Origin of the sequence: Streptomyces sp. NPDC050704, from assembly GCF_040654355.1 — a bacterium.
Taxonomy (GTDB): domain Bacteria; phylum Actinomycetota; class Actinomycetes; order Streptomycetales; family Streptomycetaceae; genus Streptomyces.
Genome location: NZ_JBFAHW010000135.1, coordinates 1 through 26,754, shown reverse-complemented (window position 1 = coordinate 26,754; position 26,754 = coordinate 1). Strand labels below are relative to the sequence as shown.

The window sequence follows — 26,754 nt, the reverse complement described above, 5'->3', positions numbered from 1 at the left end:
GTGGCTGGTCGCGCCCACGCGGCGGAGCCGCATATCGACACAGCCCCGCGCCCCTTAAGGGGCGGGGCGCGGGGGCCCATTCAACGCTAGGGCTTGCTAGGACCTGGGCACCTTCAACTTGTCCCAGCTGGTCTTGCCCGGGATGCCGTCCGCGTCCTTGCCCTTGAAGTGGAGCTTTTCCTGCCAGGCGGCGTAGGACTTGCGGTCGGCGTCGGACCACTCGGGGCTCGGGCCGACCTCGTAGCGGCCGCAGCCCTCGGCGACCAGGCGGCGGCCCATGGCCGTGATGATCGGGGACTTCTGGCCTATGTGGAAGAAGCCGCCGCCCGGGAACGGCTCGTACGACGGTTTGGGCTGTTCGGGCTTCGGCTCGGGGGCGGGTTTCCCGCTGTCGGCCTTGCCGCCCAGCCGCTCGCGGATGCGCTTGCGCATGCCGTCCATCGTGAAACCGCGCGGGTCCGTCTTGCCCGGCTGCCACTCCTTGTGGCCGATGACGGAGCGCTCGGTCCAGCCGTGGGCGCGGCAGATCGCGGCGGAGACCTTCTCGATGGCCTCCTTCTGCGCCTCGGGCCAGGGGTCCTTGCCGTTGCCGAGGTTGATGCACTCGAAGCCGTAGAAGTGGCGGTTGCCGTCGGTGTCGGCCTCGTTGTCGGACGGCAGCTTCGACTCGTTGATCACGGCGCGCAGGACGTCGCCGTCGCCGAGGCCCGCGTGGTTGGCGCGGCCGTTGCCCACCAGGTGGACATGGCCCTTCTTGTCGATGACGCCGTGGCACAGGGGCCCGGGCAGGCCCGAGTAGCCGTCGTAGCAGATGTCGACGGAGGCGCTGGTGCCGGAGGTGACGGTGTGGTGGATCATCACGCCGTTCATCGGACCCCAGGGGCCCTTCGAATTGCGGTTGTGACGGCGCCAGTTGCGTACCTCGTGGACCGTCAGGCCCTCCGCGCGCAGGATCTCCACCAGCTTCGACGCGGTCAGTGGCTTGGCCATCAGTTGTCTCCTTCCGCGGCTGCCTCCGCCTCCGCAGTGGTCTGCGACCGGCTCCCTGGGGACGGGCTGTCCGCCGCGTTCTCCTCTTCCTCGCGGGCCCTGGCCTCCGCGGCGAGCGTCGCCTCGTCCGCCGCCGGGATGCTGCTGGCGAGCGGGCCGAAGGCGAGGCGCAGGTCGACGGTGCCGCCCTCGCCCTTCACCAGGGCGAGGGGCGCGAAGTGGCGGGCGATGCCGGCCGGGGCCCTGAGCAGGGGCTTGCGCGCCGCGTTCACCGGCCATTCGACGCCGCCGGTGGCCGTGCGGGCGGGCACGATCCAGTGGTCGCCGGTGCGGTACGTGCCGCCCTTGGCGAAGTAGACCTCGATGCCGTCCTCCAGGGGCAGCCACTCCCCCTCCTCCACCCGGACCGCCCCGTTCCGCAGGGCGGGGGTGCGGCCCTTGCGCTTCGGGCCCTCGTGGTGGTCCCAGCGGCGCAGCACCGGGTGCAGGTGGGGCAGGCGTCCGACGCCCGGCTCCGGTTCGGCGGACAGGCGTACGCGGCGGCCCGGCAGGTCCAGTTCCTCGACCCGGAGCAAGGGGAGGGGTTCGAGGCGGGAGGCGTAGGCCGTGTCCGTGAACTCGACCCGGTCACCGACGTCCAGGTCCAGCTTGTCGTCATGCCCGAGGGACGCCAACTGCACCCAGGTGCCGTCGAGTTCGTCGACCGCGAAGACCACGGAGCCGTTCTCCCGGGACCACTTGAACGTGGCGTCCTTCGCCTCGCCGCCCTCGTGGACCTCCACCCGGTACAGCTGGTTCTCCGGGCCCCGGTAGCGGGCGTCCGGCTTGACCAGGCACGGGTCCTCGTCGGCGTGGTCGGGCCGCTCGGCGCGGGCCGCGAGCCGGGCCGAGGAGGCGGCCTGCTGCTGCGCCCAGCGCGCGAAGGCCGCGCGGACCACTTCCTTGGACGGGTCGCTCTCCTCGGTCTCCAGCTCGGCGAGGGCCAGCGGCAGGACCTGCCAGACGACCTTGGCGCGCGCGGCGGTGTCCGGCATCGCCGTGCCGAGCGCGACCTCGCGCAGCGCCGGGTCCTCGGCGGCGGTGACCGAGCGCTCCCACACGTTCAGGTAGACGAGGAACGGCTCCTGGGCGGGCGAGGGCAGCCGGTCGCCGGGCTTCTCCGGGTCGCGGAAGCCGTCCGGCTGGTCCCAGTAGGTCCAGTACGCGGGCGGCTGCGCGGCGGTCGACTCGTCGGCGTCGGCGTCCGCGTCCGGCACGGGGGTGCCGAGGTCCGGCCGGTCCGCGTCGCACAGGATGCCGTCGACGTAGTAGCGGCCGCCGTGGATGTACAGGGTGTCGATGTCGTGCTTGCCGCCGACGTACTCGATCCGGAATCCGGCGGCGTCGCGAGGACCGCCGTGCGGGCCGATCAGGTCGGCGGTGAGGGTGCGGGCCGTGTGGAGCTGGATGGCGGTCTGCTCGTTGGCATCGGCGTCGAGCTGGACGCGGCCCTGCTGGGCTATGACCGCCGAGTAGTGCCGCTCCGGGCGGAACGTGGAGCGGGAGAGATCTGCGTGCATGAAGGGAGTCCCCCAGGTTCAGGAATATGCGTGCGGGTTCGAAAGGCTCGTCGGATGCTGGCGGGGAGGGGCTCAGGTCACGAAGAAGATCCCCGCGTCCGTCCCCGCGGGCGTGTACTCCGCGAGCCGCGCCCGCAGACTGTCCTCGCGCTGCGGCCGGTACAGGTCGTGGAAGGCGCCGAGTTCGGCGCCGTCCTCCGCGCCGCGCCGGATCTCCTCGGCACACCGGTCGGCCAACAGCCCGTACCAGGGCGTCCCGTAGCGCTGTGACGTGAACAGCGGTCGTACGCGGGCGGCTTGGGCCGGGCCGGCCAGATCGGGCTGGCAGCGGTACCGGCGCGGGGTGCGCGAACCGCTGGGGACGTACGAGAAGCGCAGGCAGCCGATGCCGCGCCGGGCCACGTGCAGCCGTCCGGTGAAGACCGAGTTCTCGGCGATCTGTACGGCGTGCGTGTGGATCTCGCCGATCACGGTGGTCCGGTGCAGGTGCAGGACGGCGTGGGCGTGCCGGCAGTCGGGGGCGGAGAGTGCCTCCCGGTCGTCGGCGGTGGCGTCCAGGATGCTGTCGCGCAGATGGATGTCGAGGGGTTCCTCGGAGACCTCGTCGCCGATGACCTCGATCGTGCCGAGGATGCTGTGCTCGACCTGGAGGCACGCGGTGGTGCGGTCCAGGACGATGCTCGGCTCCTCGGGCGAGTGCGGGTCGCACTCCGGCTCCAGGGACCAGCCGGGCACGAGCGTCGAGTGGCGTACGACGACCGCGCCCATCTCGCCCGTGACGTTGATGCCGCGACCGGCGACCAGCAGTCCGTCGAGCACGATCCGCGGCCGCTCGCCGGGCGCGCAGTCCTCCGACACGGCACGGATGTTGAGGGCGTCGGGGCGGTTGCTGTACCAGTCGAGGAGGCGGATCACCGGCCGGGCGCCCTCGGCCGCGCGCAGTTCGAGGCGGTCGCCCGGGTCGAGGTCGAAGTCCAGCTGCTCCTGGTAGGCGCCGCTGTGCGTGATCTCGATGATGCCCTCGGGCCCGCAGCGGCCCGCCCGGCGGTCGTTCTGCCAGTCCCGGTACGCGTCCATGATCTGCCGGTACGTCTCCCCCGGGCCGACCCGGTAGAAGGCCGCGTCCGGGCGGGGCTCGCGGTCCCGTACGTACTCGCCGCCGCCCATGTCGGCGCCGGACCCGTAGTGGTAGTCGACCCACACGCCCTGCCGGGGCGCGGACCGCGAGCCGAACGCGATCCGGCCGAGCTCGGGGTCGACCGCGACCTGGCCCCGCTTGGGCCGGTAGCGCCAGTCCGACAGGTCGGCGACCACGATGTCGGAGGGCGGTACGGGCTTGTCCTCGCCGTCGCGCCGGATCACGAAGCTCTTGCCGGGGCCGTAGTAGTCGGCGAGGCGGTCGTGGAGCTGGTGGCGGCCGATGAACGCCGGGACGTTGTCGATCGCAGCGATGTGCGTGGCCGACGGCTCCGGGACCGGCTTGGTGACCAGCGGGGTGTCGTTGCCGAGGATGGAGAAGGTGTACAGGTTGCGGGCCCGGTCGATGCAGTACGCCGGTGAGGACGTCAGCGAGTACGCCTTCAGCCGCCATACGAAGAGTCCGACGCCGGCCGGGGTCCAACCCCCTTGCCGGTAGCGGGAGTCGGCCCTGCGCACGTCGGCCGAGCGGGCCACCTCGCCGAAGGGGCTGCCCGCCAGGTCGAGCGCCGAGCCGTCCCTGAGGTCGGCGAGCCGGCCGCGTGTGCCGCGGTGGGCGCCGCCCCCGGTCCCGTAGAGCTTCACCGGTTGCTGGTGGGAGACCTGGCGGGAGAGCTCCACGGCCCGTGCGGGCCAGCCCGCCACCTGCTCCGAGATCTCCTCCAGGAGGTGGAGTGTGCCCTTGCGGCGGCGGTTGGCGACGGTGGCCGCCACGTCGCGGCGCGGTGCGACCGCCTCTGTGAGCGCGGCCGAACTCCCGCCGCGCAGACCGGTGCTGAGCACACGCTCGTAGCCCGGCAGCGTCCGGTACCCGACCAGGTCGCCGAGGTACGGCAGCACCCAGAGGGCCGCCGTCTCGACGAACAGGTCCTCGTAGCCCTGCTCGACTCCGGTGCGTACGAGGTCGAGCTGCTCGGCCATGACGGCGAGCAGGGCGCGCAGCGGTTCACCCTCCTGGGCGTCCCGCAACCGGTGCCACTGCGGGAGCAGTTCGGCGAGTCCGTCCGGTTCCCTGGACATCACACGGCCTCCGTCTCGAACTGGGTGTCCGGGAACATCACTTGACCTCCGTCAGAATCAGGGTGTCCGCGGCCTTCGGCGACAGCAGTGCGAGCTGGGCCGGGCGGATGCCGCGGAAGACGAACACCGAACGGCCCTTCGCCAGGCGGCGGGTGTCGGTGATGTCGGGGTTCAGGCGCAGGAGTTCGGCGAGCGGGATCCCGTAGCGGGCGCAGATCGCCGACAGCGTCTCGCCGTCCTTCTTGCGGACGGTGTGGATCTTCTCGTCGTACGTGGCCCCGCGCGCCGGGACCGACGCCTTCGGTACGCCCGGGTCGGCGAGCAGCCTGGTGAGCTCCGCGGCGGTCGCGGAGGCGGGTACGCCGGTGAAGACGTCGACGTCGATGTAGTCGACGCCGGGGACCTGATGTGCCGTGGCCAGGACGTCCGACAGCCGGGCCGGTCGGCCCAACTCCCGTCCCTCGTAGCCGAGTCGGCGCAGCAGGGCCTGGCGCAGGCGTGGTTCGACGAGCTGCCAGGTGTGGTCGGGTGCCACCTTCACGTTCGCGGACACGAGCAGCGCGACGAGTTCGCGTACGTCCACGCGGACCGGGAGGTTCGTGTCGCCGTACTCGGTGAGGGCGCCGCGCAGGGCCCTGAGGAGGTCCGAGTCCTCGGCGATGGGCACGTCGTCCGTGCCCGCGACCGTCACGTGCAGCACGCGGCGGCGTCCGTCGAAGAGTTCGCGCGCGGCGGCCCGGCCGATGCCGGCCCGGGAGCGCGCGAAGTCCTCGTAGTCGGCCTCCGACACCAGGCGGTCCAGGGCCGAGACGGCCAGCGGTACCGTACGCCGCGTCAGTCCTGGCCCGTCCGCGTCGGCGCCGCCCGTGGCGGGGCGGGGGTTGGTGACCGCGGTGACGCCGAGAGGGCGGGTGAGGGCCTGGGTGATACGGCCCGCGGCGACGTTGGCGGCCTTGCCGCTGCCGAAGCGGTAGCGGGCCCTGATGTTCTCGTGGCCGCTGGGCAGGCGCGCGCCGTGCACGCCGTCGCCGAAGGTCACGGTGGTGCGGCCGTCGGCGGTGGTGCCGGTGATGTAGACGCGCTCGCGCGGTCCCCGCCCGGCGAGGCTGTCGACCTCGTGCCAGCGCACTCCGTCGACCCTCACCTCAAGGGCGGGTGTGGCGCCGAGGGGGTTGTCGTCGGCGAGCCAGGTGAGCGGGGACTGCCAGAGCGCGAACGTCTGGTTCGTACGGTCCGAGTCGCCGCTGCCGATCGGCTCGTCCCGGCCCTCGCCGTGCGTCGCCTCGACCACGTTGCCGAGGATCTTCACCGTCTCGCGCCGGTAGCGGTAGGCGAGATCCGTGGTCAGGGTGAGCTTGGTGTGGACGTGGTCACCCGGCAGTTGGGGGTCGACGGCGGGGTCGGCGGCGGCGATGGTGACGACTTCGGAGGCCTCGACGCCGCCCGCGATGCCGGGTATGTCGCTGCGTTCGCCGCCAACGATCAGGGTGCGGCCCGCCCGCAACCCGTCGTACAGCTGGGCGAGTTCGATCTCGTTGCCGTGCACGTCCTCGCCGAGCGGCTCGTCGGCCGGGCGGAGCGGCTCGCCCGCCGCGTGCACGGTGGTGTCGCGGATGTGCGAGAGCAGGACGTCGAACTCGTCCAACCACGGGTCGGCCAGCACGAGTTCGGTGCCCCGGCCGGTGATGCCGTAGTTGGTGTACGCGGCCGTGCGGGCGGCCAGCACCTTCGTGGTGACGAACGCGAGCTTCGCGTCGCCGGGAACGCCTCCCTCGACTCCCTTGCCGGGGCGCTGGATCGCGACCCAGCTGCCGACGGTGATGCCGTCGTGCACGCTCTCCAGTTGCAGCACGCGGCGGTTGGTGGGCGCCGGCTTCGAGGCGATGACGATCTCCACGTGGGGCGCGGCGCTGCCCACGGTGTACGTGAGGCTCACCTCGTACTCGCCGTGGGTGAACTGCTCCCTCGCGCCCGGCCGCAGGGCGATCTGCTCCGAGGTGCCGTTGTGCACGCCCACCTGGACCAGACCGTCCTCGCCCGGGCGCGACACGAACAGGGTGCGTTCGGGCAGGCCCGCGCTGAGGACCGCGGTGACGCCCGGTTCCTGGGAGTCGGTGGGACGGCGGTTGAGCCAGCTCAGTTCACGGTCCTGGCCCGCGCGGGTGGACAGGTTGACCTCGCCGGTGCCGAGGGCGAAGGTGACCGGCTGCGCGACCGGCAGGTTCTCGGCGCGCTGGTCGGAGCTGCTGCCCTCGACGTACTGGAACTCCGCCCGCACCGGGACCTTGCCGGCGGTGTCGTACACGACGCGCATGCTGACGAGCGTGGCGCCGGTCAGGGGCCAGTCCGCGGTGCGGATGACCCGGCCCTTCTCGTCCTGGACGGGCTTGAGCGGGGCCATGGCCCCGAAGGGCGCCGCGGTCACCCGCATGGCGAGGAGTTCCCGCAGGAGCTTCGGCGTGCCGGGGGCGGCGGCCGTCCGCCAGGCCGGGTAGAGGCCGCTCAGACCGGGGTTGAGGGCCGACAGCAGCCGGGCCGTGTCCGCGCCGGGGCGCCGGGGCTGGGCGCCCGCGGCCGGTGCGGGCGCGGGAGCCGGTGCCTTGCCGCGGAGCGCGGGCAGGACGGAACCGAGGGCCTGGAGGGCGGCGTCGCGCTGCCCTGTGGCCGTGCTCGTGCTTGCCGCCGCCGCGCTCTTGGCCACCGGTGCGCTCGGCGCGTCCTCTTCCGGCACGGGCTGGGAGGGCGCCGACTCCAGTGCGCGCTCGGCCAGTTCGGCCAGCACGGCCTCCAACTGCTCGAACCACGCCGCCACATCCTCGTACGGCGTCGCGAGGACCTGGGCCTCCCCGAGGCGTTCGAGCGGCTCGGCGAGGCGGGCCGCGAGGCGCTCCGGGGTCTTGATCCCGTCCAGGTCGGTGCGCAGCGGCGCGAGGACCTGATCGTCGAAGTCCTCGATCAGGCGGCTGACCGGGCGCGGGTTGGGGACCTCCGGGGTGGGCGGCTCGTCGCCGGGTTCGCCCGGGGCCTCCGGCTCGGCGGTCCAGCGCCGGACCTCGTCGACGAGTTCCTTGAAGGTGGGCGGGGCCGACCTGGGCAGGCTGATCGCGGTGATCTCGTCGTCCCGGTCCACCCGTACGTTCGCCACGGGCAGCAACTTCCGCTCCCCGCCCGCCTGCTCACCGAAGACGAAAAGCAACTGGTCGCCGGTCCGCAGGGAGTTGGCGGTCCCCTCCACGAAGAGTTCGGAGCGGCGCTCCAGGTCCGCCGGAGTGACGAGGGAGGGGCGGCGACGGCGGACCTGCAGCTCGTTCCAGTCCCAGCGCGCCGTGAGGTCACGGCCGGTCTCGAAGGTCTGCGACTCCTCGTCGGCGGACGCGGGCACACTGTGGCTGCGCGCCCCTCGGGGGATCACGACGGGCAGGGTCTCGGCACGCGGATCGCGTTCGAGGCTGTACGCAAGATGAGTGGAGGCGGCGACCCCGGGCCGCGGCCGGTGGCCGACCAGCCGGCCGAGCAGCGCGAGCGAGCGGTGCTCGTTCGCCGTGCGCAGATAGGCCTCGTCGGCGATCCGCTCGGAGTGGAAGGTGAGCAGGTCACCGAGGACGGCGGTGGCGTCGAGCAGGCCGATCGCCGGATCGTCGGGCGTCCGGACGGTCAGGCCCCCCAGTGCCGGGTACGCGGGTGAGGCGAGCCGGTCGCGCAGGGCCGCCAGGAAGGAGCCGTACTCGCCGACGCGGTAGTCGAGGGCGGTGCGGCCGGGCGGGTTGTGCACGGGGGTGGGCGCCAAGCGCTCGTCGTGGCCGCCGCACGTGCCGCCACCGGGCGCACCGCTGTCGCACGTGCCGCCGCAGGTGCACTCGTCGTTGTCGCTCATCGGGCACCTCCGAGGGATATCGCCAGCAGGCCGTTCTCCGGCCGGTCGGGGTCGTTGTCGCAGGTGGCGATCTCCAGCGGGCCGAGCCGCAGCACGCCGTCCTCCCTCTCTCCTCGGTCCTCGTGGAACTGCCTTCGCAGGCGGGTGACCTGGACGCTCTCGACGCCCGCCACCGCGGCCGCGACGGCGACCAGGCGGCTGAGCCGGACCGGTTCGCCGAAGGTCAGCGCGTCCGGGTGGAAGAAGCCGAGTCGTCCGCCCGGGAGCCGGCCGCTGCCGAGCACGCGGTACAGCTCGGCCAGGATCTGCCCGTGCTGGTGGCCGGGCTTGGCGCACACGGTCAGTGCGATGTCGAGCGGCACCGGCCGGGCGGGGCCGACCACGAGGTCGTGGCCGATGCGCCGGTAGGCCTCCAGGGACTGGGCCACCTCGGCGAGCAGTACGTCCGTGGGGGCGCCGGTGCCGTAGGCGTCGACGGCGATGTGGGCCTCCTGGACGCTGCCGGTCCAGCGGATCTCGGCGGCGGCCCGCTGGACCCCAGGGAGGGCGGACGCGAGGGCCGCGTAGTCGTCGGCGGTGACGGCGCGCAGCCGGGTCCTGCGCAGGTCGAGCGGGGCCAACTGGCGTACCTGCTCGATCGGTTCGGGCTCCACGCCGCCGACGGCGGGCAGCGGGTTGCGTACCCCGCCCACCACTGGCGGCTCTTCGCCTTCACCGTCGCCGCAGATGACCAGGTGGTTGATGGCTTCGGCGCCGACGTTGCCCGCGGTGCCGCCGCCGAGCCGGTAGCGGAGTTCGAGCCGGGCGCCGGGGGTCGGCCTCGCGCCGTGCCGGCCGTCGCCGAAGCGCAGGGCGAGCCGTCCGTCGTCCTCCAGTTCGCCGACGAAGTGCCGGTCCCGGGGGGTGCTTTCGAGAAGATCGCGGCGCGGCTCCCAGGTCAGGCCTCCGTCACCATCACCGTCACCGTCGCCATCGCCGTTGTGGAGCCGTACGGCGGGCAGTGCCCGGCGCGGGTCGTGCCGGAGCGCCGCCGAGGCGGAGCCGCGCAGCACCAGCTCGTCGGGGTGCAGTCCGGCCGCGTACGCCGGTCCCCAACTGTGCGCGATCTCCCAGGCGATGTGCCCGTCGAGGACCGCTCCCGCGCGGGCCCGTGCCGTGAGCACCTCTACGCGACGCAGCTTCGCGTCGAGCAACGAGTCACTGCGGTACAGGAGTTCACGCAGGGCGCGGACGGGGTGAACGCGGAGTTCGAGCCGTTCCAGGACCTTCAGGCCGTAGATCACGGTGAGTTCGGCGATCTCCTCCTGGCTCAGCCCGTCGCGGTCACGGGCGCTGCGCCACAGCTCGACCAGTCGCTGCCTGACCCGCCCGGGGATGGCGCCGATCCGCTCCGCCTGGCCGGTGGCGACGGCCCGCGGCTCGGGGAACGGTACGGCCTGCGCCACGGGTGAGCGCCCGAGGACCGGCCGGAAGCGGGGCTGGATGCCGGGGTAGACGGACTGCGCGAGCAGCGTCCTGAGGGCCGCGACCTGTGCGTACGCCGTGCCCGGCACTACGCGTTCCTGCCGCTGCCCAGCGAGTTCGATGCCGAGCCCGGCGCGTACGGTCGCGTCCTCTCCGACGACCTCGAACAGCTCGCGGATGTCGTCCGCGGTGAGGGGGTCGCCGCACTCGGCCTGGTCCGTAAGGGAGTTGATGAGCCTTGCGGGCGCGTTGCCCTCGTCGTGGTCCCGGCAGCCGAAGGCAGGAGCGTCGCAGGAGCCGACGACGGCGGGCACGGGCGGCACGGTCACCGTCTCCGGCAGACCGTCGCCGCACCAGTTCAGCGAACGGCCGTGGTCGACGAGGACGACGTTGCCGCGCGCGATCGTCACATCCTCGACGGGCTCGCAGTCGCGTCCGCCGCGGGTGGCGAGGCAGAAGCCGAAGCGCAGCGCGTCCTCGGCGGCCCAGGTGACCTCCAGGACCGGCTGGTCCTCGATGCGGTCGACGCCGGGGGTGACGGAGGTCAGGCGTACGACCTGACGGTGGGCCGGGTCGGCGTCGCCTGGGGTGCCGGTGCGCGGTCCCTTCGCTTCCTCCAGTACGAGCAAGTCGCCGGGCTTCAGATCGAGTTGGCGTTCCTCGCAGGTCTCCGCGTCGCGCCACTCGTCGCGCAGGGTGGCGGCGGTCGCCCCCTTGGGCAGGGCGGACACCTCGCCGCCCCAGGTCCACAGGCGGATCGCGTTGTGGGCGGCCCGCAGCTCCAACGGGTCGGCTGCGGCGACCGGTTCGAAGACCTCGACCGATCCGCGCTCGTCGAGTTCGGCGAGGTCTCCGTCGGCGATGACCGTGCCGGGCTCCGGGCGGTCGTGCGGGTCGAGGGTGCGTACGTCGACGGAGGCGAAGCGGAACGTGCCCGGGAGCAGGGTGTGCTCGCCTGCGGTCTCCACGGTGACGTACGCGCGGGCGTTGCAGCCGTCGTGCATCGCGTAGTCGATGAGCCGGACGTGGCGGCGTACGGAGACCCGGCGGCGCGCGGTGTCGAGGTACGCCTCGGTGGCCACCGCGTCCTGCTGGTAGCTGATCTGGTCGCCGGTGTACGCGAGCAGCTCGACGAGAGTCATGCCGAGGTCGGCGGGGTTGCGTTCGATCCAGTCGGGGGTGGTGAGCGCGAGCCGGTCGAGGAGCAGCTTGCGGATGGTCTCGTAGTCGCGGGCGGTGTAGTCGACGACCGGCGCTTCGGGGAACTCCCGCGTGTGCAGGGGCTCTTCCTCGCAGTCGAAAGGCGTCGGGCAGTCGGGCCGGAAGGAGAAGGCCGCGCTGTGGTAGCGCTGGTCGAAGCCGCGGAAGGGTTCCGTGCCGGGGCGTCCGTACGGGTCGGTCTCCACGAGGGAGAGCCGGTAGCGGGAGGTGTCGCCGGCCTTGTCGAGGGTGACGTACAGCCGGTCGTCGAGCTCGGGGTCCTCCTCGCGCTCGACGCTCACGTCCACAGCCTCGATGCCTGCGACACGGCGGCCGCCGTCGATGCGTACGTTCTCGGCGCACAGGCCGTGCGGGGCCTTGCCGAGGAACGTGACGGTGAGCGTGAGCCCGTCGTCACCGACCTCGACCGTGTCAACTCCGTTGAGCTGGGCGGCTCTTACCTTCGCCCGACGGGAGGTGGTCGCACTCGTGCCGGTCATGCGGCGGTCCTCCCTTCGAAGACGTCGTCGCGCCGGGTTCCGGTCGCGTGCACGGCGTACGAGAGGTACACGCGGACGGCGTTGTCCTCGCTGACCACGTCCAGGGCCTCCACGTCGATGAGGTCGCCGAGCCAGCGCTGCAAGGAGGCGTGCACGGAGAGTTCGATGGTGCTGGTGAGTTCGGGGCTGTTGGGGGCGAACACCAGGTCGAGCAGTCCGCAGCCGAAGTCGGGGCGCATCAGGCGCTCGCCGGGGCTGGTGAACAGCACCTGCTCGATCAGGTCGCGGACATGCTCGTCGCGGTCCGCGTGCGCGGTGCGGCCCCGGCGGTCGGCCCTGAAGGGGAACGCGATGTCGGTGCGCGGGTGGCTGCGCGGGCTCATCGGACGGTCACCTTTCGCTGCGCGGCCTGGACGACGGGCGGCCCCTGCGGCACGAAGGCCGCCGTGAAGCACTGGGCCGCGGAGGTGTCGAGCAGCACGGACGCGCCGCCGACGGTGACTCCGGTACCGTCCGCCGTCCAGCGGACGGAGACGCACGGCGCGGGCACGCCGCCGACGGTGTGCGGGCAGCCGGTGACGACGTAGCCGTGCGCGGCCGTGGCGACGGACATGCCGTCCATAAGCACGGCGGAGGCGGCTGTGTTGGCGGCGGTGGCCCGGCCGCCGTGCGGGCAGCTGATCACGGCACCGGCGCCGAGCAGGTTCCCTGATATCCCGGACACGTTCTTCTCTCCCCGTTCCTATCGCTTCGACGCGATGGTCAACTGGCCCTCGTTGATGTCCACTTGGTTGCCGCGCAGCACGACCTCCGCGCCGAGGCCGTTGGAGATCACGACGGCTTCCCTGGTGATGCGGATGTACGCGCCACCCTGGGCCTGCAGCAGGATTCCCTGGTCGGCGCCGGGCGGATCGCTCATCACGATCTTGTGCGCCTCGGGTGTCTGCACCACCACGGGCTTGGCCTGCGAGGCGGGCTGTACGAGACGGCGGGCATCCGGCGGCAGTTCGGCCTCCTCGCCGTACCAACACCCCGTCCACACCGGGAAGCTGGGGTCGCCCTGCTCGAACTCGACCCACACACCGGCCCCCGGCGGCGGCACCACGAACTGACCCGCCTGCGGCCCGGTGAACGGCAGGCAGGGCAGCGCCCACGTCGACGGCTCGTCCCCCAGGACGTCCGGGACCTCGACGGTGATCCGGCCGATGTGCAGCGGGTCGTCGTTGTCGACGACCCGGCCGCGGAACTTGCCGAGGTAGCGATTGCTGGGTGCCGCCATGCTGAACTGCTCCTGGTCTGTGGGGTGTTACGTAGTGACGCGTGGTGACGCGTGGTGACGCGTGGTGACGCGTGGTGACGCGTGCGGTGCGGGTCAGGGCCTGACGTAGGCGCTCCTGGCTTCCAGTCCCTCCCGCGAGACGGTGAAGTTCTGCTGGTACGAGCCCGGCCGCAGGTTGTGCGTGACGGACTTGACGTAGTAGTCGCCGTCGTACGCCCGTCCGGCGCCCCGCACACCGACCAGCTGGCGGGGCTGCAGGATGTAGCCGTGCCGGTTGACGTCGAGCGAGCCGGAGCCCGAGATGACGTCGGCGGAGACGGCGGCGCGGGCGAGCAACTCCGCCTCGGCCTGCTCCCGTTGCTGCTTCGCGGTGCCGGACAGGGTCCTGCGCTTGAGGGCCGGGGTGGGCCGTTTGCCGAGGGGCGGGCGCAGCGGGCTGATCGGCGGTTGGGGCAGGAGGGTGGACTGCCGGGTGCCGGGGTCCTGCCAGCGGGCCTGCGGCTCTTCTCGCGCGGTCCCGTCGTAGGCGAACGTCAGCTGGTCGACGGTGGAGTTGCTGTCCATGTTGACGTTGAGGGCGTGCTGGCGGATGCCGAGGCGAACTTCCGGCCCCCAACGGGCGGACGACTGCCCGGGGTTGGGGCCCGGCTCCAGATAGAAGGTGTAGCCGTTGGCGCGGGCCAGCTCGGTGACGTACTGCAGGTCCGTGCCGGTCTGGTAGTGCACGCGCAGATCCTGGTGCGGGGGCTGGGACACCTTCTCCGTGTAGACGTCCGGCCGGATGCCGTAGTCGGAGTAGCGGCGCAGGATGGCGAGGACGCGCTCGGACGGCGGCAGGTTGGGGTAGCGGTCGGTCCGCTCCTCCAGGTCCATGAGCAGCGACAGGTCCTCGCCGGTGACGGTGAGCGTGGAGTGGCCGGGCTGGTTGCTGGCGCCGACCTCCTGACGCACGATCAGCCCGTCGAGCAGCACGTCGGGGGTGCCCTTCACGCTCACGGAGACGATCACGCGGGTCTTCGGGTCGAAGAAGCCCTCCGGGAGCAGGGTGCGGCTGATGAGCCCGTTCTTGGTGAGGTCGAAGGCGAGCTGGAAGCCGCTTCGTTCGCCGGCGGTGGCGGTGATCTGGGCGGAGAGCAGCGCCTCCGTCACCTCCTGGGGGACGGGCCGGGTCAGCTTCGGCCCCATCTGGAGGGTGATGTGCACGGGGCCCTGCCCCACGGGCACGTCAAACACGCCGGTCCCCCCGGTCTCCCCGCGGGAAGCCGCCGGCGAGGGGTATCTCGATCACCTTGCCCGCCTCGTCGGTCAACTCCCGTGGATCGAGTACGGGGTTGGCGTCGGCGATCTGCCACCACTGGGCGGGGTCGCCGAAGTAGCGCTGCCCGAGGAGGTCGGGGCGCTCGCCGCCGCTGACGGTGTGGCTCTGGCCGTCGTCCTCGCCTTGAGCCAGCGGTGGCAGCAACCGGCGCTTGGCGTACCGGACTTCGGTGCCGTCCGGCTGGCGGTGGATCCCGATCTCCGCGTCGTGGTAGCGGCTGGAGCGGGGGTAGGGGTGGGCGCCGGGGATGGCGTCCAGGGCGTTCTCGTAGGGCTCGATGTCGGGCATGGTGTGGGTCTCAGCCCCTTCCGCTCAGTGCGCCGGCGCCTGTTCCCGTGAGCCCGAGTCCGCCGAGGCTGCCGCCCCGTGCGGCGGCCGCGAGGCGCTCCTTCTGCGCGAGGTGCGCCATGTAGAGGTCGGCGCCGCGGTGTCCGGCGGGCAGGTCGCTGACGGTGAGGATCTTCATGCCGATGCTGAGCGAGGCCCGGATCGGATTGAGGTTCACGTCGAACGCGGACTCGTTGACGGACAGCTCGGTCAGCCGCACGGGCATGACCCGCTTGCTCCCCCACGTGAACAACGTCAAGGGCATCTCGATCGGGCTGATCTCGATGGTGCCCTGCTTCGCCAGCCGCATCGCGGCGCGCAGCTGGGCCGTGGTCGGCTGCACCAGCATTTCGAGCGTGGCGAGCTGGGGGTGGATGCCGTCGGGCGCCGCGACCTCCAACTGATCGGTGGCGTCGATCTCGGCGGTGAACTTCCAGGTCTCCTGGGCGGGGCCCTTGAGGCGGAGGGCTTCGTTTCTGTCTCCGGTCCCGCTGCCGCCTCCGCCTGAGTCGCCGCTGCCTCCGGCGGATTGGGGAGAGAGACTGCGTTCCAGGGTGTCGGGGTTGAATTGGAGAACGATTATGCGCTGGGGGGTGCCGCGGTCGGGGTCGACGACTACTATTCCGGAGCGTATGGGCTTGGGGATGTCGGCGTAGCGGGTCACAGGCGCTCCTGGAGACGGTCTGCCAGGGAGGCGTAGTCCTGCCCGGGAAAGACGTCGGGAAAAACTTCGATCATGCTCTCCAGCGCATAAACTACGCCTTCGAACCCCTCACTCCGCAGAGATACGTCGGCGTACAGATACTGCCATCCGAAAGTCCCTTTCGTGAGAAGCAAGGCATTGAGGTACTCCGGATACGTCAGATTCATACGGACGTATTGCCGATCCCAACCTTCCACCGTGTTGAGATTCATATCGAAATACCAGATTTCCAACGGGTCGACGTTTGGCTGGACCCGGATCGCCGTCATCTGCCCCGTCGCGGCACTGGGCGTCGAATCGATGACCCGGAATTCCTCGAACAGGCGTCGCTCTTCGTCGGGCGATCCCTCCCATGCGAGATCCGGAGGGTCCTGCAGGAGGGATACGTAAACATCCGTGATCCAGAATTCTCCACCGAAGGAAGGAAGTTCCTCGTTGGTGTTCCAGTGGCAGCCCAGGCCGTTGAAGCGCGGCGTCTTCCTGTGGAGCTCGGCCCCAAGGATGACATCCTTCCACTCTGGCAGTAGCGAGAAAACGCCCGGCGTGGCGTCGACCACTTCCCCGAGCTCCCTGAACTCCTCATGCTCGACAGTTATCGACTCACTGTTGAGAATTTCGTTGAACGAGTCGATGTGTGCCGACTCAAGATGTGTTGGTTCCCGCATCCCGACCCCTTCTTTCGCGACCTGTCGCCTAGTCTCGGTACCTGATGTTTCCCTGTGCGTCGAGCCTGGTGAGCCGACCGATTCCCCTGACGAAGTCGGGGATTCGCCCCCGTCCGGGGTGAGCGATCAGTCGGTTCGTCAACTCGATGATGTTGCCGGGTCCTGGATCACTGGGACCTGTCTTACGGACTTCCACTACAGCCTTGGCGAACGACGGACTCACATCCAGCATGCGGAACATACGGGTCGCGGTGTCCTTGTTCACATAGACGCGACTCTTCTCGCCGTCGTAGGCCGGCGGTTTCTTCAGAGGAGGCGTCGTATAGGAGGGTGGCTGTCCGGCGATGGCAGGTTCCTTGTTCCATTTCTTACGGGCCCGGTCATACGAATAGGTACCCCAAGCCGCACTGATCGTCTGCGGAAACCCAGGTATGTCGCCGTCGTGGTAGGTGAGGTTGATCCGATACCAGACCATGTCCCTGGCCCCGCTGGACAGGGCCTTCTCGGGGAATTCCTCGATGGCCTTCTTGAACAAGGGGTTGTTCACTTTACTCTCCGCCGGTACGAGATTGGTCCCCTTGGCCGGCCCACCGAGACGTTCGGTGAGCAGATGCATGCGGACCCACTGGTTACTGGTGTCCCTGTTGAGGTCGTACTTGTTGATGTAGCGGAAGCCAATGGGCTCCTGCTTGTCCGCTTTACCGGCGGCCGCGCTGATCCCCGTGTCGCTCGGGGTCTTCTTGTACAGATGCTTGTTCAGATACTCCGCCTCGAAGTTCCTGGCGAGCGCACCGTCCTGAAAATCAGGAATCCTGGGATACGGGAGGTCGGGTTCGGGCTGGTTTTTCATGTAGTCCGCGTGCCTCACCCGTTTGTACGTGCGCTGATCTTCAGCTTCGGTGTATCCAGGGGTCACGGTTCCTGAGGGATTGAGTTTTGCTGTCACGCTGAAGTCGGGATGGCCGGTCTTCTTGAGACTGGTGAGGCGGTACCAGACTCGCCATGAATCGAGCAGGGACTTGTGAACCGACTCGTCCATACCCTTGCTGAGCTTCTCCTGGAGCGGAGGTCGGATCCGGGCGATGATCCGGTTCAGCTGCGACTGCTTGGACTCCGGGGAGTCCTCCTCCTGCTTCCGCTCGTCCTTCTTCTCCTGCTTGTCCTGCCTGACCTTGTCCGGCCCGTCCTTGTCGGACTTCCGCTTGCCGTCGTCCTTTGTGTGCTTGGGCTTCCTGCTGTCGCCGTCCTTGGGCTTGCCCGGTCCGTCCTTGTCGCGCTTCGGCTTCCCTGGGGCGTCCCTGTCCGGCTTCGGTTTGCCGGGGGCGTCCTTGTCGGGCCTCGGCTTGCCCGAGGTGCCCTTGTCGCCGTTCTTGTCCGTGGGCCTGCTGGGGTCCTGGTCCTGATCCTTGGGCTTGTCAGGAGTCTTGTTGTCGGTCTTGGGCGTGCTGGCGCCCTTGTCCTCCTGAGGCTTGCCCCGGGTGTCGTCCTTCGGGCGGGGGCCTGTCTCCGGTTCGGGCTTCGGCTTCGGGCGGGGGGCCGGTTGCGGCTTGGGCTTCGGGGACGGGGTCGGGCGGGTGTCCGGGCGCTCGTCGTCCCTGTCCTTCGGCTTGCCGTTCTTGTCGTTGCCCGTGGGCTTCTTGCCGTCGGCGGGGGTCTTGGGCTTGCCGGGGGCGTCCTTGGCACCGTCCTTGGCCGGGCCGGGCGTCGCGGGCTTCTTCGGGGCGGGGGCTGTGGGCTTCCCAGGGACAGTGGTCGTCGTACCGGTCCGCGGCCCGGTGGTGGCCGGGGTGCCGGAAGAAGGCCTGCCATCGGGGCCTGGCTGCTTCGGGGCCGCGGTCTGGGTCTGGGGCTTCCTGTCGCCGCCCCGGTCGTCCGACCCCTGGCCCGCAGGGCCCTTGCCGCCGCCCGCGCCCGGCTTCTCCTTGCCGAGGTTCGCCGCGACGCCCTTCAGACGGCGGCCCACCTTCGCCACGTACTTGCCGATCCCGCTCAGCAGGAACTCGTAGGCGAGTTCGAGGAGGGCGACGATGCCGGCCGCCACCGCCTTCGCGAACAGGATGCCCGCGCCGCCCTGGCGGACCGACTTCAGCCAGGTGATGACCGCACCGATCGCGCGCAGGATCTCGCTCAGGGCACCGATCGCCGTGCGGATGGCGTCGATGACCGCCATCGCCCAGCCCGCGCCGGGGATGAGCTTCGCGATGACCTTCGTGATGACCAGTTCGCCGATGATGAAGGGGAGTTGGGGGACGATCGCGTCCCACGTCTCCTTGACGATCCGCTCCAGGGTGAAGCCACCCTTGATGAGCTTGTCGATCATGGCCTTCGGGATGCCGATGATCTCCTCGATCTTCGACTGGAACCACTGTTTGACAGCCGTCTGGACCTCGCGGAAGAGGTGGTTCTTCGCCCCGTCCACCGCGGAGTTCTTGGCGCCGCTCAGCCAGCCGCCCGGGTCGGAGAGGAAGTCGACCGCGATCATCATGAACTCGCCCAGTGCGCTGAGGAGTTTGGAGGCGTATTCCAGGACCGTCTTGACCGCCGCCACCACGGCCTTGACCACGTCGAGCAGCATCTTCCTCAGGATGCTCAGGATGCTGCCCAGCAACTTGCCGATGGCATTCAGCAGATCCGTGATGACCTGCCGCAGGAATTTGGCCAGCCGGTTCACCAAGGCGATCGCGGCCGAGATCAGGGAACTGATGAACTTCCGGATCCGGTTGGCCAGTTCGATGATTCCCCGAACCAGGGCCTTCGCGAATTCGATCAGATCGTTGATGAGATTCTTGACCGTGTCGACGATGAACTTGCGCGCCTCGTTGATCCAGCGCTCGACTGTTTCCTTGAAGTTCTTGATGAAACCGATGACCGCGTCCCGCGCCGCTTTGATGACGCGGACGATCGCGTTCTTGATCTCGATGACCTTCTGCTTGATCCAGTCGAAGGCCTTGCTGATCCAGTTGCCCGACTCGTTGACGCTGTCGTCGCGCTTCTTCTCGGCGTCCTGCTCGGCCTTGGTGTTCTCGTCCCGGATCTTCTTGTCGCCGCCCTCTTTCTCCTTGGCGACGTCGTCGTCGGTCTTCTTCTCCCGGTCCTGGACGTCCTTGCGGACCTTGTCGTGCCGGTCGGTCTTCTTCGTACCGAGGTTCTTGAGCTCCTCGTCCTGCTCCTTGCGCCAGTCGGCACGCTGCGCGGTGACGTCGCCCAGGGCCTTCTCGCGCTCGCCCGCCTGGCTCTCGGTGTTCGCCGCGACCTCGGCGTCGACCTTCTGCTTGTGCTTCGCCTGCGAGTCGCGGAAGTCCCGGTCCTTGGTCTGCCGCCCCTCGGACATGCCCTTCTGGCCGTCGCTGAACGCGGCCTTGAACTGCGGCCCCCTGTCGTGCTCCGCCACCTCGGAGGCAGCCTCCGGAGGTACGGCACCCGTGGACGCGCCGCCCTCGGGCACACCACCCTTGCCGCCCTCCCGGCCGGGCACCTTCGCCGTCAACTGCTCCTTGGGGGCGTCGGGGTAGACCTGGTTCTCCCCCATCGGGCGGGCCGCGTCGTCACGGCCCGTCGTGACGGTCTCCTGGCCCTTGGTGTCGACCGCGGCACCCTGTTCACCCGCCGTCTGCTCCGCGTCGCCCTGCAGCTCCACGCCGGGCGCGTTGCCCGACTGGGCCTGCTTGAGCGCCTCGTCCTTGGTCGGCAACCCGGCGAACTTCGCCGCCAGTTCCTGCGGGTCCACCTCGAAGCCGAGCTTGTCCGCGACCCAGCCGATACCGAAGCCCAGGGCCATCTTGAAGGTGTCCCAGCCGTCCGGCTCCTCCGCCTTCTCGGCCTCGATCTGGCCCTCGGGCTCCTTGGCGCCCTTGACCTCGGCCTTCTCCTCCTCGGGGGCCTCGGACTTCTGGGCCGGATCCTGGGAGTACTGGGCCGGTGCGTCGGCCTTCGGCTTGCCCTGGAGGGTCTGGGGCGCGCCGGCGGGGCGCTGCATCGAGGGCGGCGCGGCGGCGAGCGCCTTGTGTTCGTCGCCGACGGTACGGTCCACCGAGCCGCCGACACCGCCCATGGCCTCAAGTGCCTGGTGTGGCTTGAGGTTCGAGGCGGTGGACAGACCCGCTTCCGGGGACACCTGGGAGAGGTTCGGGGCCGGGCCCGAGTCCTTCTTGCCCTTGCCCTTGGCGGCCGGCTTGGCTGCGCTGCCGCCTCCTCCACCGCCACCGCCCCCGCCGCGCGATCCCTTCGCGACGGGCGCCGACCTGGCCGCCTTGGCCTTCGGCGCCGGCGCGGCCTTCGCGGCGGACGCCGCTGGTGCGGGAGCCGGAGTGGACTCGGTCGAGGCCGGAGCCGGGGCCTCGGCAGACTTCACGGGTTCCGGTGCGGCGGGCGCCGGCGCGGACTCCTGCGCCGGCGGAGTCTGCGTACTCTCCCCGCTCGACCCGCCTCCATTGCCCGCCGACTGGCCCTGCCCCCCGCCGCCGGCCGCATTGCCGGAGACATGGCTGTCGCGTGCCGACGAGGGTGCCTGCGATTCCGCCGTCGGCTCCCCCTTGCCCACCGAAGGCATCGCAGCCGAGGAAGCCTGCGAACCGCCCGCACCCACAGGAGCCGCCGAGCCCGCGCCCGAGGCCGCATCCGTCTTCTGCTCCGGACCAGTCTCGGCCCCGGACCCGGCCGTCCCCGAACCGCCTCCGGCCTGCGGCGAGGCCTTCTCCTGCGCTCCCCCCGACTTCTCGCCCCCGGCGGGAGTTCCCTTCTCCTCCTTGGCGGCCGTCTCCTCCACTTCACCGCCGCCCTCGGACCTGCCCGGGGCTTCCTGCACCGCCGTCTGCGCGGCCACCGGCCCGGCCTTGGGGTCGGCTCCGCTCTTCGGGTCCTTCGCCGCAGAGCCCGGTGCGGGCGGCGCCGTCACGCCCTGATCCACCGCAAGGCCGCCGAGCTGCCCGGCCCCGTCTCCCGGACCGACCTCCGCCGTTTCGGCCGACGCCTCCGCGCCGGCGGGCCCCTCGGCACCCTCGGACTCGGATTCGGCCTCCGCCGCCGCGTCCTCGGCGTCCTCCGCGTCCCGTTCCGCCTGCACCTTGTCGGCCTTGGTCACCGGAGGCGCGGAGAGCGACGGCATCGCCGCCCCGGCCGCGGAGCCAGGATCCGCCTCGTCCGCGGTCGGTACGCCGGAGGTGTCGGGGTCCTGCTCCGGAATGAAGTCCTCGGGCTGGAGCTTGATGTCCCAGGCGCTCTTCTCCTCGCCCCCGGCCTCGACCTCCGACTCGCTCCCGGAACCGAAGGGATCCTCGTCAGCCGTCTGCTCAGGGCCTTCGAGATCCTGGTCGCGTACGCCGTCGAGCCTGCTGAGCGGGCCGGGCAGCCGGATGTCCTTGCCGACGGTCGGCGAACCCGTGGGCTTCTGCTGCCCGGCCTTGTCCTGCGGCTTCGTCTTCTGCCCTGCCACGAGCGAGTCGACCGCGCCCGGACGGTTCTTGGCCGCGGACTCCTCCTCGCTCGCCCCCGGGGCGTCCCGCTCGTCGGCAGCCTCCTTGCCGGCCTTGCCGTCCCCAGCGGCCTTGTCGGCCTTGTTTCCCTCGCCGTCCTTGGCTTCCTTCTTCTCTTCCCCGCGCTGCTCGGAGCCCGCAGAGCCCTGCTCGGAGCCCGCGGACTTCTTCTCGCCGGTCTGCTGCGCCCCTCCGGGGGTGCCGCTCGCTGCCTGTCCCGCCTCGGGCGAGGACGACTGCTGCCCCGCGCTGTCACTCCCGGTGCCCGTACCGGCGCCCGGGTTCTGCTCAGGTTCGCCACCCGGCGTGGCGCTCCCGTTCTCCGGCGTGGAGCCGGCGGCCCCCTCCGTACCGGCCAGCTCCTTCTCCGGCCCCGGAGCCGCACCGGGCCTGCCCTCCTCCGTCCGCTCCTCCTCGGCCGAACGCCGCTCACTCTCCCGCTCGAACCGCAGGTCCTCGGCCGTGTCGGCCTCGACAGCGGGTGCTTCGAACGAGTCAGGCTCCTGCGGAAGATCCCCGTCCCCCTCGATCTCCTCGACCAGGTCGAGCACCCGGTCGTGCTCCGAGCCGAGCAGCCTGTCCTCCAGGCGGTCGAGGACTCCGTCGAGCAACTCCTCGGGCAGCCGTGCGAGTTGCTTGCGCGTACGCTTCGAGCGGTCTTCCGGGTCGCCGCGCAGCGAGCGCACGACCGAATTCGCCAGCCGGTCCACAAGGGTCGCCGGATCGATCTGCTCCAGCCGGTTCCGGTCGGCGTCCACGGTCGCGTACCGCAGCCAGCCGGGCGTGGCCTGCCCCGCCTCCACCTCCGGGGCGGATTCCTGGGCGGCGGCCGTGCGTACGAGGTCCTGAGCGGCCGACTCCGCCTCCCGCTCGATCGCCTGCTGCGGCAGACTCACCGCGCCCAGTTCGCGCCCGGCGCGCAGCGCACCCAGTCCGTCCGGGTTCTGCACGGTGTGCAGCAGCTCGTGGGCGAGCAGGCGTTGGCCGTCCGCTGTGCCGGGGCGGTAGGCGCCCTCGCGGAAGAAGATGTCCTGGCCCACCGCGACCGCGTCCGCGCCCAGGAGTTCCGTCAGCTGTCCGGCGTCCCGGCCGGTGTGCAGCCGTACGCGGCTGAGGTCGTGGCCGAGCTGTTCCTCCAACTCCCTTCGGACGCCGGTGTCGAGAGGCTGTCCGGCGCCGCTGACGATGTCCTTGGGCTCGGGAGTACGGGACTTGGCGGCGCGCTCCTTGCGCTTGCGGCGGCGCTGTTGGGCGGCCTGGTCCGAACTCGTGTCCTGGGTCTGGGAGTTGCTCACGGCGTCGCCTCCCCACGGCCGCTCAGGCCCTCGTGCACCGCGCGCGCCAGCTCCTGGCCGAGCCGTCGCGCCGAGAGTCCGGCGGGCAGCGGCGGCAGTCCGGACAGCGCGTCCACGGTCAGGGCGCCGTCGGACGCCATCGGCACTCCGTGTTCGCGGACCAGCCGGGTCAGTTCGTGCTCGAACGCGGCGGAGACCCGGTCCGGGTCCACGCGGAAGCCGTCGAGGACGAGTTCGCCGATCTCCACCCGGATCGTGCTCGGCTCACCGCCCGCGGCAGCCCTGCCCACGTCCCTGTTCACACCCATCCGCGGACCTCCCCCGGCGTCAGGGAGCGGTCCAGCTTGAGGTACTCGGTGCGGGCTGCCGCGAGCATGTGCCGCATCTGCAGCCGGTCGCCCTCCTCGGCGGCGAGGAAGGCCCCGGAGAGAGCGATGTTGCGGATCGAGCCGCCCGCGACGGTCAGTTGGGCCAGCAGCTCCGGCTCGATGCCCTTCGTCGGGGTCTGCCGCGGCAGCACGCGGCGCCAGATCTCGGCGCGCTCGTACTCGGCCGGGAACGGGAAGTCGACGACGAAGCGGATCCGCCGCATGAACGCCGTGTCCAGGGCCTTCTTCATGTTGGTGGTGAGGATCGCGAGACCTCGGTAGGCCTCCATGCGCATCAGCAGATAGCTGACTTCGAGGTTGGCGTACCGGTCGTGGCTGTCCTTGACCTCGCTGCGCTTGCCGAAGAGGGCGTCGGCCTCGTCGAAGAGGAGGAGGGCGCCGCCGCGTTCGGCCGCGTCGAAGACCCTGCGGAGGTTCTTCTCGGTCTCGCCGATGTATTTGCTGACCACCTGGGACAGGTCGATGACGAACAGGTCGAGGCCGAGTTCCTTGGCCATGACCTCGGCCGCCAGGGTCTTGCCCGTGCCGGAGCCGCCCGCGAACAGTGCGGTGACGCCGAGTCCGCGGCGCAGGGTCGCCGCGAATCCCCACTCCTGGTGGACGGTCGCTCGCTGCCGCACATGCGCGACGATCTCGCGCAGCACACTCGTCTGCCGCTCGTGCAGCACCAGGTCCTGCCAGCCCGCCTCGGGCTCGATCCGGCGGCCCAGCTCGTCCATGCCGATCCGGGCCTCGTTCATCCCCGCCCGCCAGGCGAGTTGACCGGCGTCGAGTTCGTCCTCGCCGGGCAGATCACGGCGTACGGCGGCGGCTGCGGACCGTACGACGTGGGGCGGCAGCTGGAACTGCGCGACCATCGACCGCAGTTCGCCCTGACTGATGTCGACGACGTCCTCGAACGCCCCCGACCAGAGGGCGAGTTGCTCCTCGTCGTCCAGGCGCGGCACGTTCACCCGCTCGCCGTGCGGACGGTCCGTCGTACGCACGTCGAGGCTCGACACGATGACGGGAACGGCGGCCCCGGCCAGGAACGCGTCGGTGGCCGCGTGCTGGTCGCGGTCGAGTTCGCCGGCCTCCACGAGCAGCGCGGCGGGCAGCAGGATCGCCTCGCGCTGCCACAGCCGGGCGAGCCGGTCGCGCTCCACGGCGTCGGTGGGGATGTCCTCGGCGCTCATCGAGTACAGCCCGAGCCCGGAGCGCGCCGCCGCCGCGGCGGCGATGTCGGCCCGGCTGCGCAGATCGCCGCCGACCACCTCGACGAGCATCGGCGCGTCAGGGCGCGCACCGGTCGTCCAGCCCGCCGCGACCCGGCTCGCGGCCAGGTCGTACGAGGGCGGCAGCTCGTCCGGCACCGGAGTGCGGCGCAACTGGCCGTGCAGGCGGGCGTCCAGGTACGGCGAGCCGAGCAGGAAGTGCAGGATGCGCTCGTCGAGCCGCAGCCGGGACAGCGTCAGCCGCGACGTGTCGTCCAGCTCCACCACGCGCCAGCGGCGCAGCGGCGCGACCGGGGTCAGCGCGCTCCAGTGCGGTTCGGCGAGGGCGGCCAGGGCGAGCGAGAAGGTGGGGTACGCGCGCTCCGGGTCACCGCTCGCGGCGGCGCAGCGGGCGGCGGTCGTGGCGTCCAACTCGTAGGCGGCGGTGAGGAGTACGAGGTCCCGCTCGAAGGAGGTGAGGCCGAAGCAGCTGACGAGTGCGTCGAGCGGCCCGGTCGCGGGGCCTGCCAGGTGCTGTACGTCGTTGACGGCGCCGTCGCCCGGACGGGAACCGCCGTCGGGCTCCGGTGCCGTTCCCGGTCGTGTTCCTGGTGGTGTTCCTGGTGGTGTTCCTGGTGGTGTTCCTGGTGGTGTTCCTGGTGCCGCGCTCGCGCCCGGCTCGGCCCTGCGTGCCACATGCGCGTCGACACGGGCCAGGACACGCCGGATCTCCGCGGTCAGCGTCGTGCTGCCGCCCGCGTCCGCGGCGGCCGTCGCGCCATTCTCGTGCGTCCCCATGTCCTCACCTGCCCCCGTTGTCTCCACGCCGGCTCAGCTCTCCGCGCCCTCGGGGCCCTCGGCCGCCGATGAGCGCGAGGAATCCGAGGAGGGTGCAGAAGGTGCGGCGGGCGCGGTATCCGTGTTCTTGGCCGCGCCGCGCGAGGACCTGCCCGTCTCGGCCGACTTGGCGGCCTGGCCCGCCTTCGTCGGCTGCGCCTCCTTGCGGGCGCGGGCCGGTGTCTTGGCGGCGGCAGCCTTCACCGGCGCCTTGGCCGCGGCCTTGGCGGGTGTCTTCGCGGGGACCTTCGCGCCGGACCTGGCAGGTGCCCTGACGGGCGCCTCGCCGTCGACGGCCTTCGCCACCGCCTTGCCGGGCGCCTTCTCGGCAACCCCGCCCTCCGTGCCCTCCGTCGGCACGGGCGCGCCACTGTCACCCCCGGCGGACGCCCCCGGCCGCTCCGGCGCTCCAGGCGCCCCGAACGGCAGCACCCGTACCGCGGGCCGCTCCACCGGCTTCGCCGGCACCGGCACCTCGCGCCCCTCGATGAAGACGAGAGCCGCCTGGTACACCACCGACAGCGTGTACGGGGTCTGGTGGAGCATCCCCCACAGTTTCGAGGTCTCGTCGATGTCCATCACCGTCGGTGTGAAGCGGACCCGCTGCACCGCCTCGGCCAGGTCGCTGCCCGCCAAGTAGGCTCGCTCCCCCACCTGTTCGATGATGTCCTTCGGCAGGACGGGGATCTCGTGCAGCGTCCGCACCACGGAACCGATCAGCCGCTGCCCGACCAGCTCCGACTCCTCGCCGTACGCGCTGATCAGGAAGTGCAGGTCCAGTGCCGCGGCGGGCCGCTTGAGCAGGGTCCCGTCGCTCGCGCGGGTCGCCAGGTCGTTGTTGCGCTGCGAGGTGTTGGGGGTGATCTGGTACAGGAACACCGTGATGGTGGGCTCGGCCGGCGCGTCGGCCGGCGGCTTGCGCGGCTCCACCTTCACGGCCATGTCGATCTCGGGCTGCAGATTGGCCTCGATCAGCAGGGCGAGGGCCTGGGTGACGTGGGCGATGGCGAGTGCGTTGCTCATGACGTCAGTTCCTCAGTCCCACTAGTCCGCTTCTCGGTCCCACGAGCACGAGTCCGCTCGTCCGTCCCACCGGCCCGCCCGTCGGCCCCACCGGTCCGCTCATCCGTCCCACCGGCCCGTCGTGCGTCCCTCACTCGTACGTCCCTCACTCGCGCCCCCGTGCCAGGTACTCCGCCAGGCTCACGGTCGCCGCCTGGCGCCCCGCGGCAGCCGGCCGCCGGTTCCCGCTGCCCCCGGCCGGCCCCGCCGTCGCCGTCACTTCGAGCCTCCCGATCTGCACCTGCACCACCTGCTCGGCGCCACGCCCGGACCGCCTGCCCGCCGCCTGCCGTACGGCGTCGCGGGCCGCCGCCGTGTCCTGGAGAACATCTCGTACCAGCCCAAGGGCGAGACCAAGCCCATACGCGTGCTGACCAGCGCCAAGCTCGGCCAGATACATGTCCCGTACGA

Annotated in this window: 16 protein-coding genes and 1 pseudogene; all 17 read right to left on the bottom strand. The window is 71.1% G+C overall.

All coding sequences use genetic code 11. The annotated features are described in order from the left end of the window. Nucleotides 1-96 precede the first annotated feature (96 nt). Nucleotides 97-990 carry a peptidoglycan-binding protein gene (locus AB0I18_RS44595; RefSeq protein WP_363111520.1) on the bottom strand — a complete coding sequence of 298 codons (894 nt, stop codon included), beginning with the start codon at nt 988-990 and terminating at the stop codon, nt 97-99. Further along, nucleotides 990-2,549 (bottom strand): DUF6519 domain-containing protein, encoded by a 1,560-nt coding sequence (locus tag AB0I18_RS44590; protein ID WP_363111519.1) that lies wholly within the window; start codon nt 2,547-2,549, stop codon nt 990-992. Before AB0I18_RS44590 ends, AB0I18_RS44595 begins: the two co-directional genes overlap by 1 nt. 72 nt (nt 2,550-2,621) lie before the next feature. Then, entirely contained in the window at nt 2,622-4,766 is a 2,145-nt protein-coding gene (locus tag AB0I18_RS44585; protein ID WP_363111518.1) for a hypothetical protein, read from the bottom strand. Nucleotides 4,767-4,803: 37 nt separating this feature from the next. Beyond that, a complete protein-coding gene (locus tag AB0I18_RS44580; protein WP_363111517.1) occupies nt 4,804-8,640 on the bottom strand; it encodes a putative baseplate assembly protein in 3,837 nt (1,278 codons plus the stop codon). Beyond that, a complete protein-coding gene (locus tag AB0I18_RS44575) occupies nt 8,637-11,804 on the bottom strand; it encodes a putative baseplate assembly protein (RefSeq protein ID WP_363111516.1) in 3,168 nt (1,055 codons plus the stop codon). The genes AB0I18_RS44580 and AB0I18_RS44575 overlap by 4 nt, the downstream gene beginning before the upstream one ends. Further along, a complete protein-coding gene (locus tag AB0I18_RS44570) occupies nt 11,801-12,187 on the bottom strand; it encodes a GPW/gp25 family protein (protein ID WP_363111515.1) in 387 nt (128 codons plus the stop codon). Before AB0I18_RS44570 ends, AB0I18_RS44575 begins: the two co-directional genes overlap by 4 nt. Next, nucleotides 12,184-12,519, bottom strand: a complete 336-nt coding sequence (locus AB0I18_RS44565; RefSeq protein WP_363111521.1) for a hypothetical protein — start codon at nt 12,517-12,519, stop codon at nt 12,184-12,186. The genes AB0I18_RS44570 and AB0I18_RS44565 overlap by 4 nt, the downstream gene beginning before the upstream one ends. Nucleotides 12,520-12,546: 27 nt before the next feature. After that, the gene (locus AB0I18_RS44560; protein ID WP_363111514.1) at nt 12,547-13,083 is read right to left on the bottom strand and encodes a phage baseplate assembly protein V; all 537 of its coding nucleotides are present in this window, start codon (nt 13,081-13,083) and stop codon (nt 12,547-12,549) included. Between the two features lie 93 nt (nt 13,084-13,176). Beyond that, the gene (locus tag AB0I18_RS44555) at nt 13,177-14,316 is read right to left on the bottom strand and encodes a hypothetical protein (protein ID WP_363111513.1); all 1,140 of its coding nucleotides are present in this window, start codon (nt 14,314-14,316) and stop codon (nt 13,177-13,179) included. After that, entirely contained in the window at nt 14,309-14,689 is a 381-nt protein-coding gene (locus AB0I18_RS44550; RefSeq protein WP_363111512.1) for a hypothetical protein, read from the bottom strand. Before AB0I18_RS44550 ends, AB0I18_RS44555 begins: the two co-directional genes overlap by 8 nt. Nucleotides 14,690-14,699: 10 nt before the next feature. Continuing rightward, the gene (locus AB0I18_RS44545) at nt 14,700-15,392 is read right to left on the bottom strand and encodes a hypothetical protein (protein ID WP_363111511.1); all 693 of its coding nucleotides are present in this window, start codon (nt 15,390-15,392) and stop codon (nt 14,700-14,702) included. Then, nucleotides 15,389-16,096, bottom strand: a complete 708-nt coding sequence (locus tag AB0I18_RS44540; RefSeq protein WP_363111510.1) for a hypothetical protein — start codon at nt 16,094-16,096, stop codon at nt 15,389-15,391. Before AB0I18_RS44540 ends, AB0I18_RS44545 begins: the two co-directional genes overlap by 4 nt. A 28-nt stretch (nt 16,097-16,124) precedes the next feature. Next, nucleotides 16,125-22,862 (bottom strand): DUF4157 domain-containing protein, encoded by a 6,738-nt coding sequence (locus AB0I18_RS44535; RefSeq protein WP_363111509.1) that lies wholly within the window; start codon nt 22,860-22,862, stop codon nt 16,125-16,127. Next, a complete protein-coding gene (locus tag AB0I18_RS44530; protein ID WP_363111508.1) occupies nt 22,859-23,170 on the bottom strand; it encodes a hypothetical protein in 312 nt (103 codons plus the stop codon). The genes AB0I18_RS44535 and AB0I18_RS44530 overlap by 4 nt, the downstream gene beginning before the upstream one ends. Beyond that, entirely contained in the window at nt 23,161-25,242 is a 2,082-nt protein-coding gene (locus tag AB0I18_RS44525) for an ATP-binding protein (RefSeq protein ID WP_363111507.1), read from the bottom strand. The genes AB0I18_RS44530 and AB0I18_RS44525 overlap by 10 nt, the downstream gene beginning before the upstream one ends. Nucleotides 25,243-25,275: 33 nt before the next feature. Beyond that, complete coding sequence (locus AB0I18_RS44520) at nt 25,276-26,304, bottom strand: DUF4255 domain-containing protein (RefSeq protein WP_363111506.1); 1,029 nt, start codon at nt 26,302-26,304, stop codon at nt 25,276-25,278. Nucleotides 26,305-26,449: 145 nt separating this feature from the next. Next, nucleotides 26,450-26,754 (bottom strand): annotated as a pseudogene (locus AB0I18_RS44515) (hypothetical protein); the annotation flags it as partial.

Bases quoted from the DNA above. Each gene is read 5' to 3' on its own strand.
- AB0I18_RS44595 (WP_363111520.1), bottom strand. From the start codon at position 990: ATGGCCAAGCCACTGACCGCGTCGAAGCTGGTGGAGATCCTGCGCGCG.
- AB0I18_RS44590 (WP_363111519.1), bottom strand. From the start codon at position 2,549: ATGCACGCAGATCTCTCCCGCTCCACGTTCCGCCCGGAGCGGCACTAC.
- AB0I18_RS44585 (WP_363111518.1), bottom strand. From the start codon at position 4,766: ATGTCCAGGGAACCGGACGGACTCGCCGAACTGCTCCCGCAGTGGCAC.
- AB0I18_RS44580 (WP_363111517.1), bottom strand. From the start codon at position 8,640: ATGAGCGACAACGACGAGTGCACCTGCGGCGGCACGTGCGACAGCGGT.
- AB0I18_RS44575 (WP_363111516.1), bottom strand. From the start codon at position 11,804: ATGACCGGCACGAGTGCGACCACCTCCCGTCGGGCGAAGGTAAGAGCC.
- AB0I18_RS44570 (WP_363111515.1), bottom strand. From the start codon at position 12,187: ATGAGCCCGCGCAGCCACCCGCGCACCGACATCGCGTTCCCCTTCAGG.
- AB0I18_RS44560 (WP_363111514.1), bottom strand. From the start codon at position 13,083: ATGGCGGCACCCAGCAATCGCTACCTCGGCAAGTTCCGCGGCCGGGTC.
- AB0I18_RS44550 (WP_363111512.1), bottom strand. From the start codon at position 14,689: ATGCCCGACATCGAGCCCTACGAGAACGCCCTGGACGCCATCCCCGGC.
- AB0I18_RS44540 (WP_363111510.1), bottom strand. From the start codon at position 16,096: ATGCGGGAACCAACACATCTTGAGTCGGCACACATCGACTCGTTCAAC.
- AB0I18_RS44530 (WP_363111508.1), bottom strand. From the start codon at position 23,170: ATGGGTGTGAACAGGGACGTGGGCAGGGCTGCCGCGGGCGGTGAGCCG.
- AB0I18_RS44525 (WP_363111507.1), bottom strand. From the start codon at position 25,242: ATGGGGACGCACGAGAATGGCGCGACGGCCGCCGCGGACGCGGGCGGC.
- AB0I18_RS44520 (WP_363111506.1), bottom strand. From the start codon at position 26,304: ATGAGCAACGCACTCGCCATCGCCCACGTCACCCAGGCCCTCGCCCTG.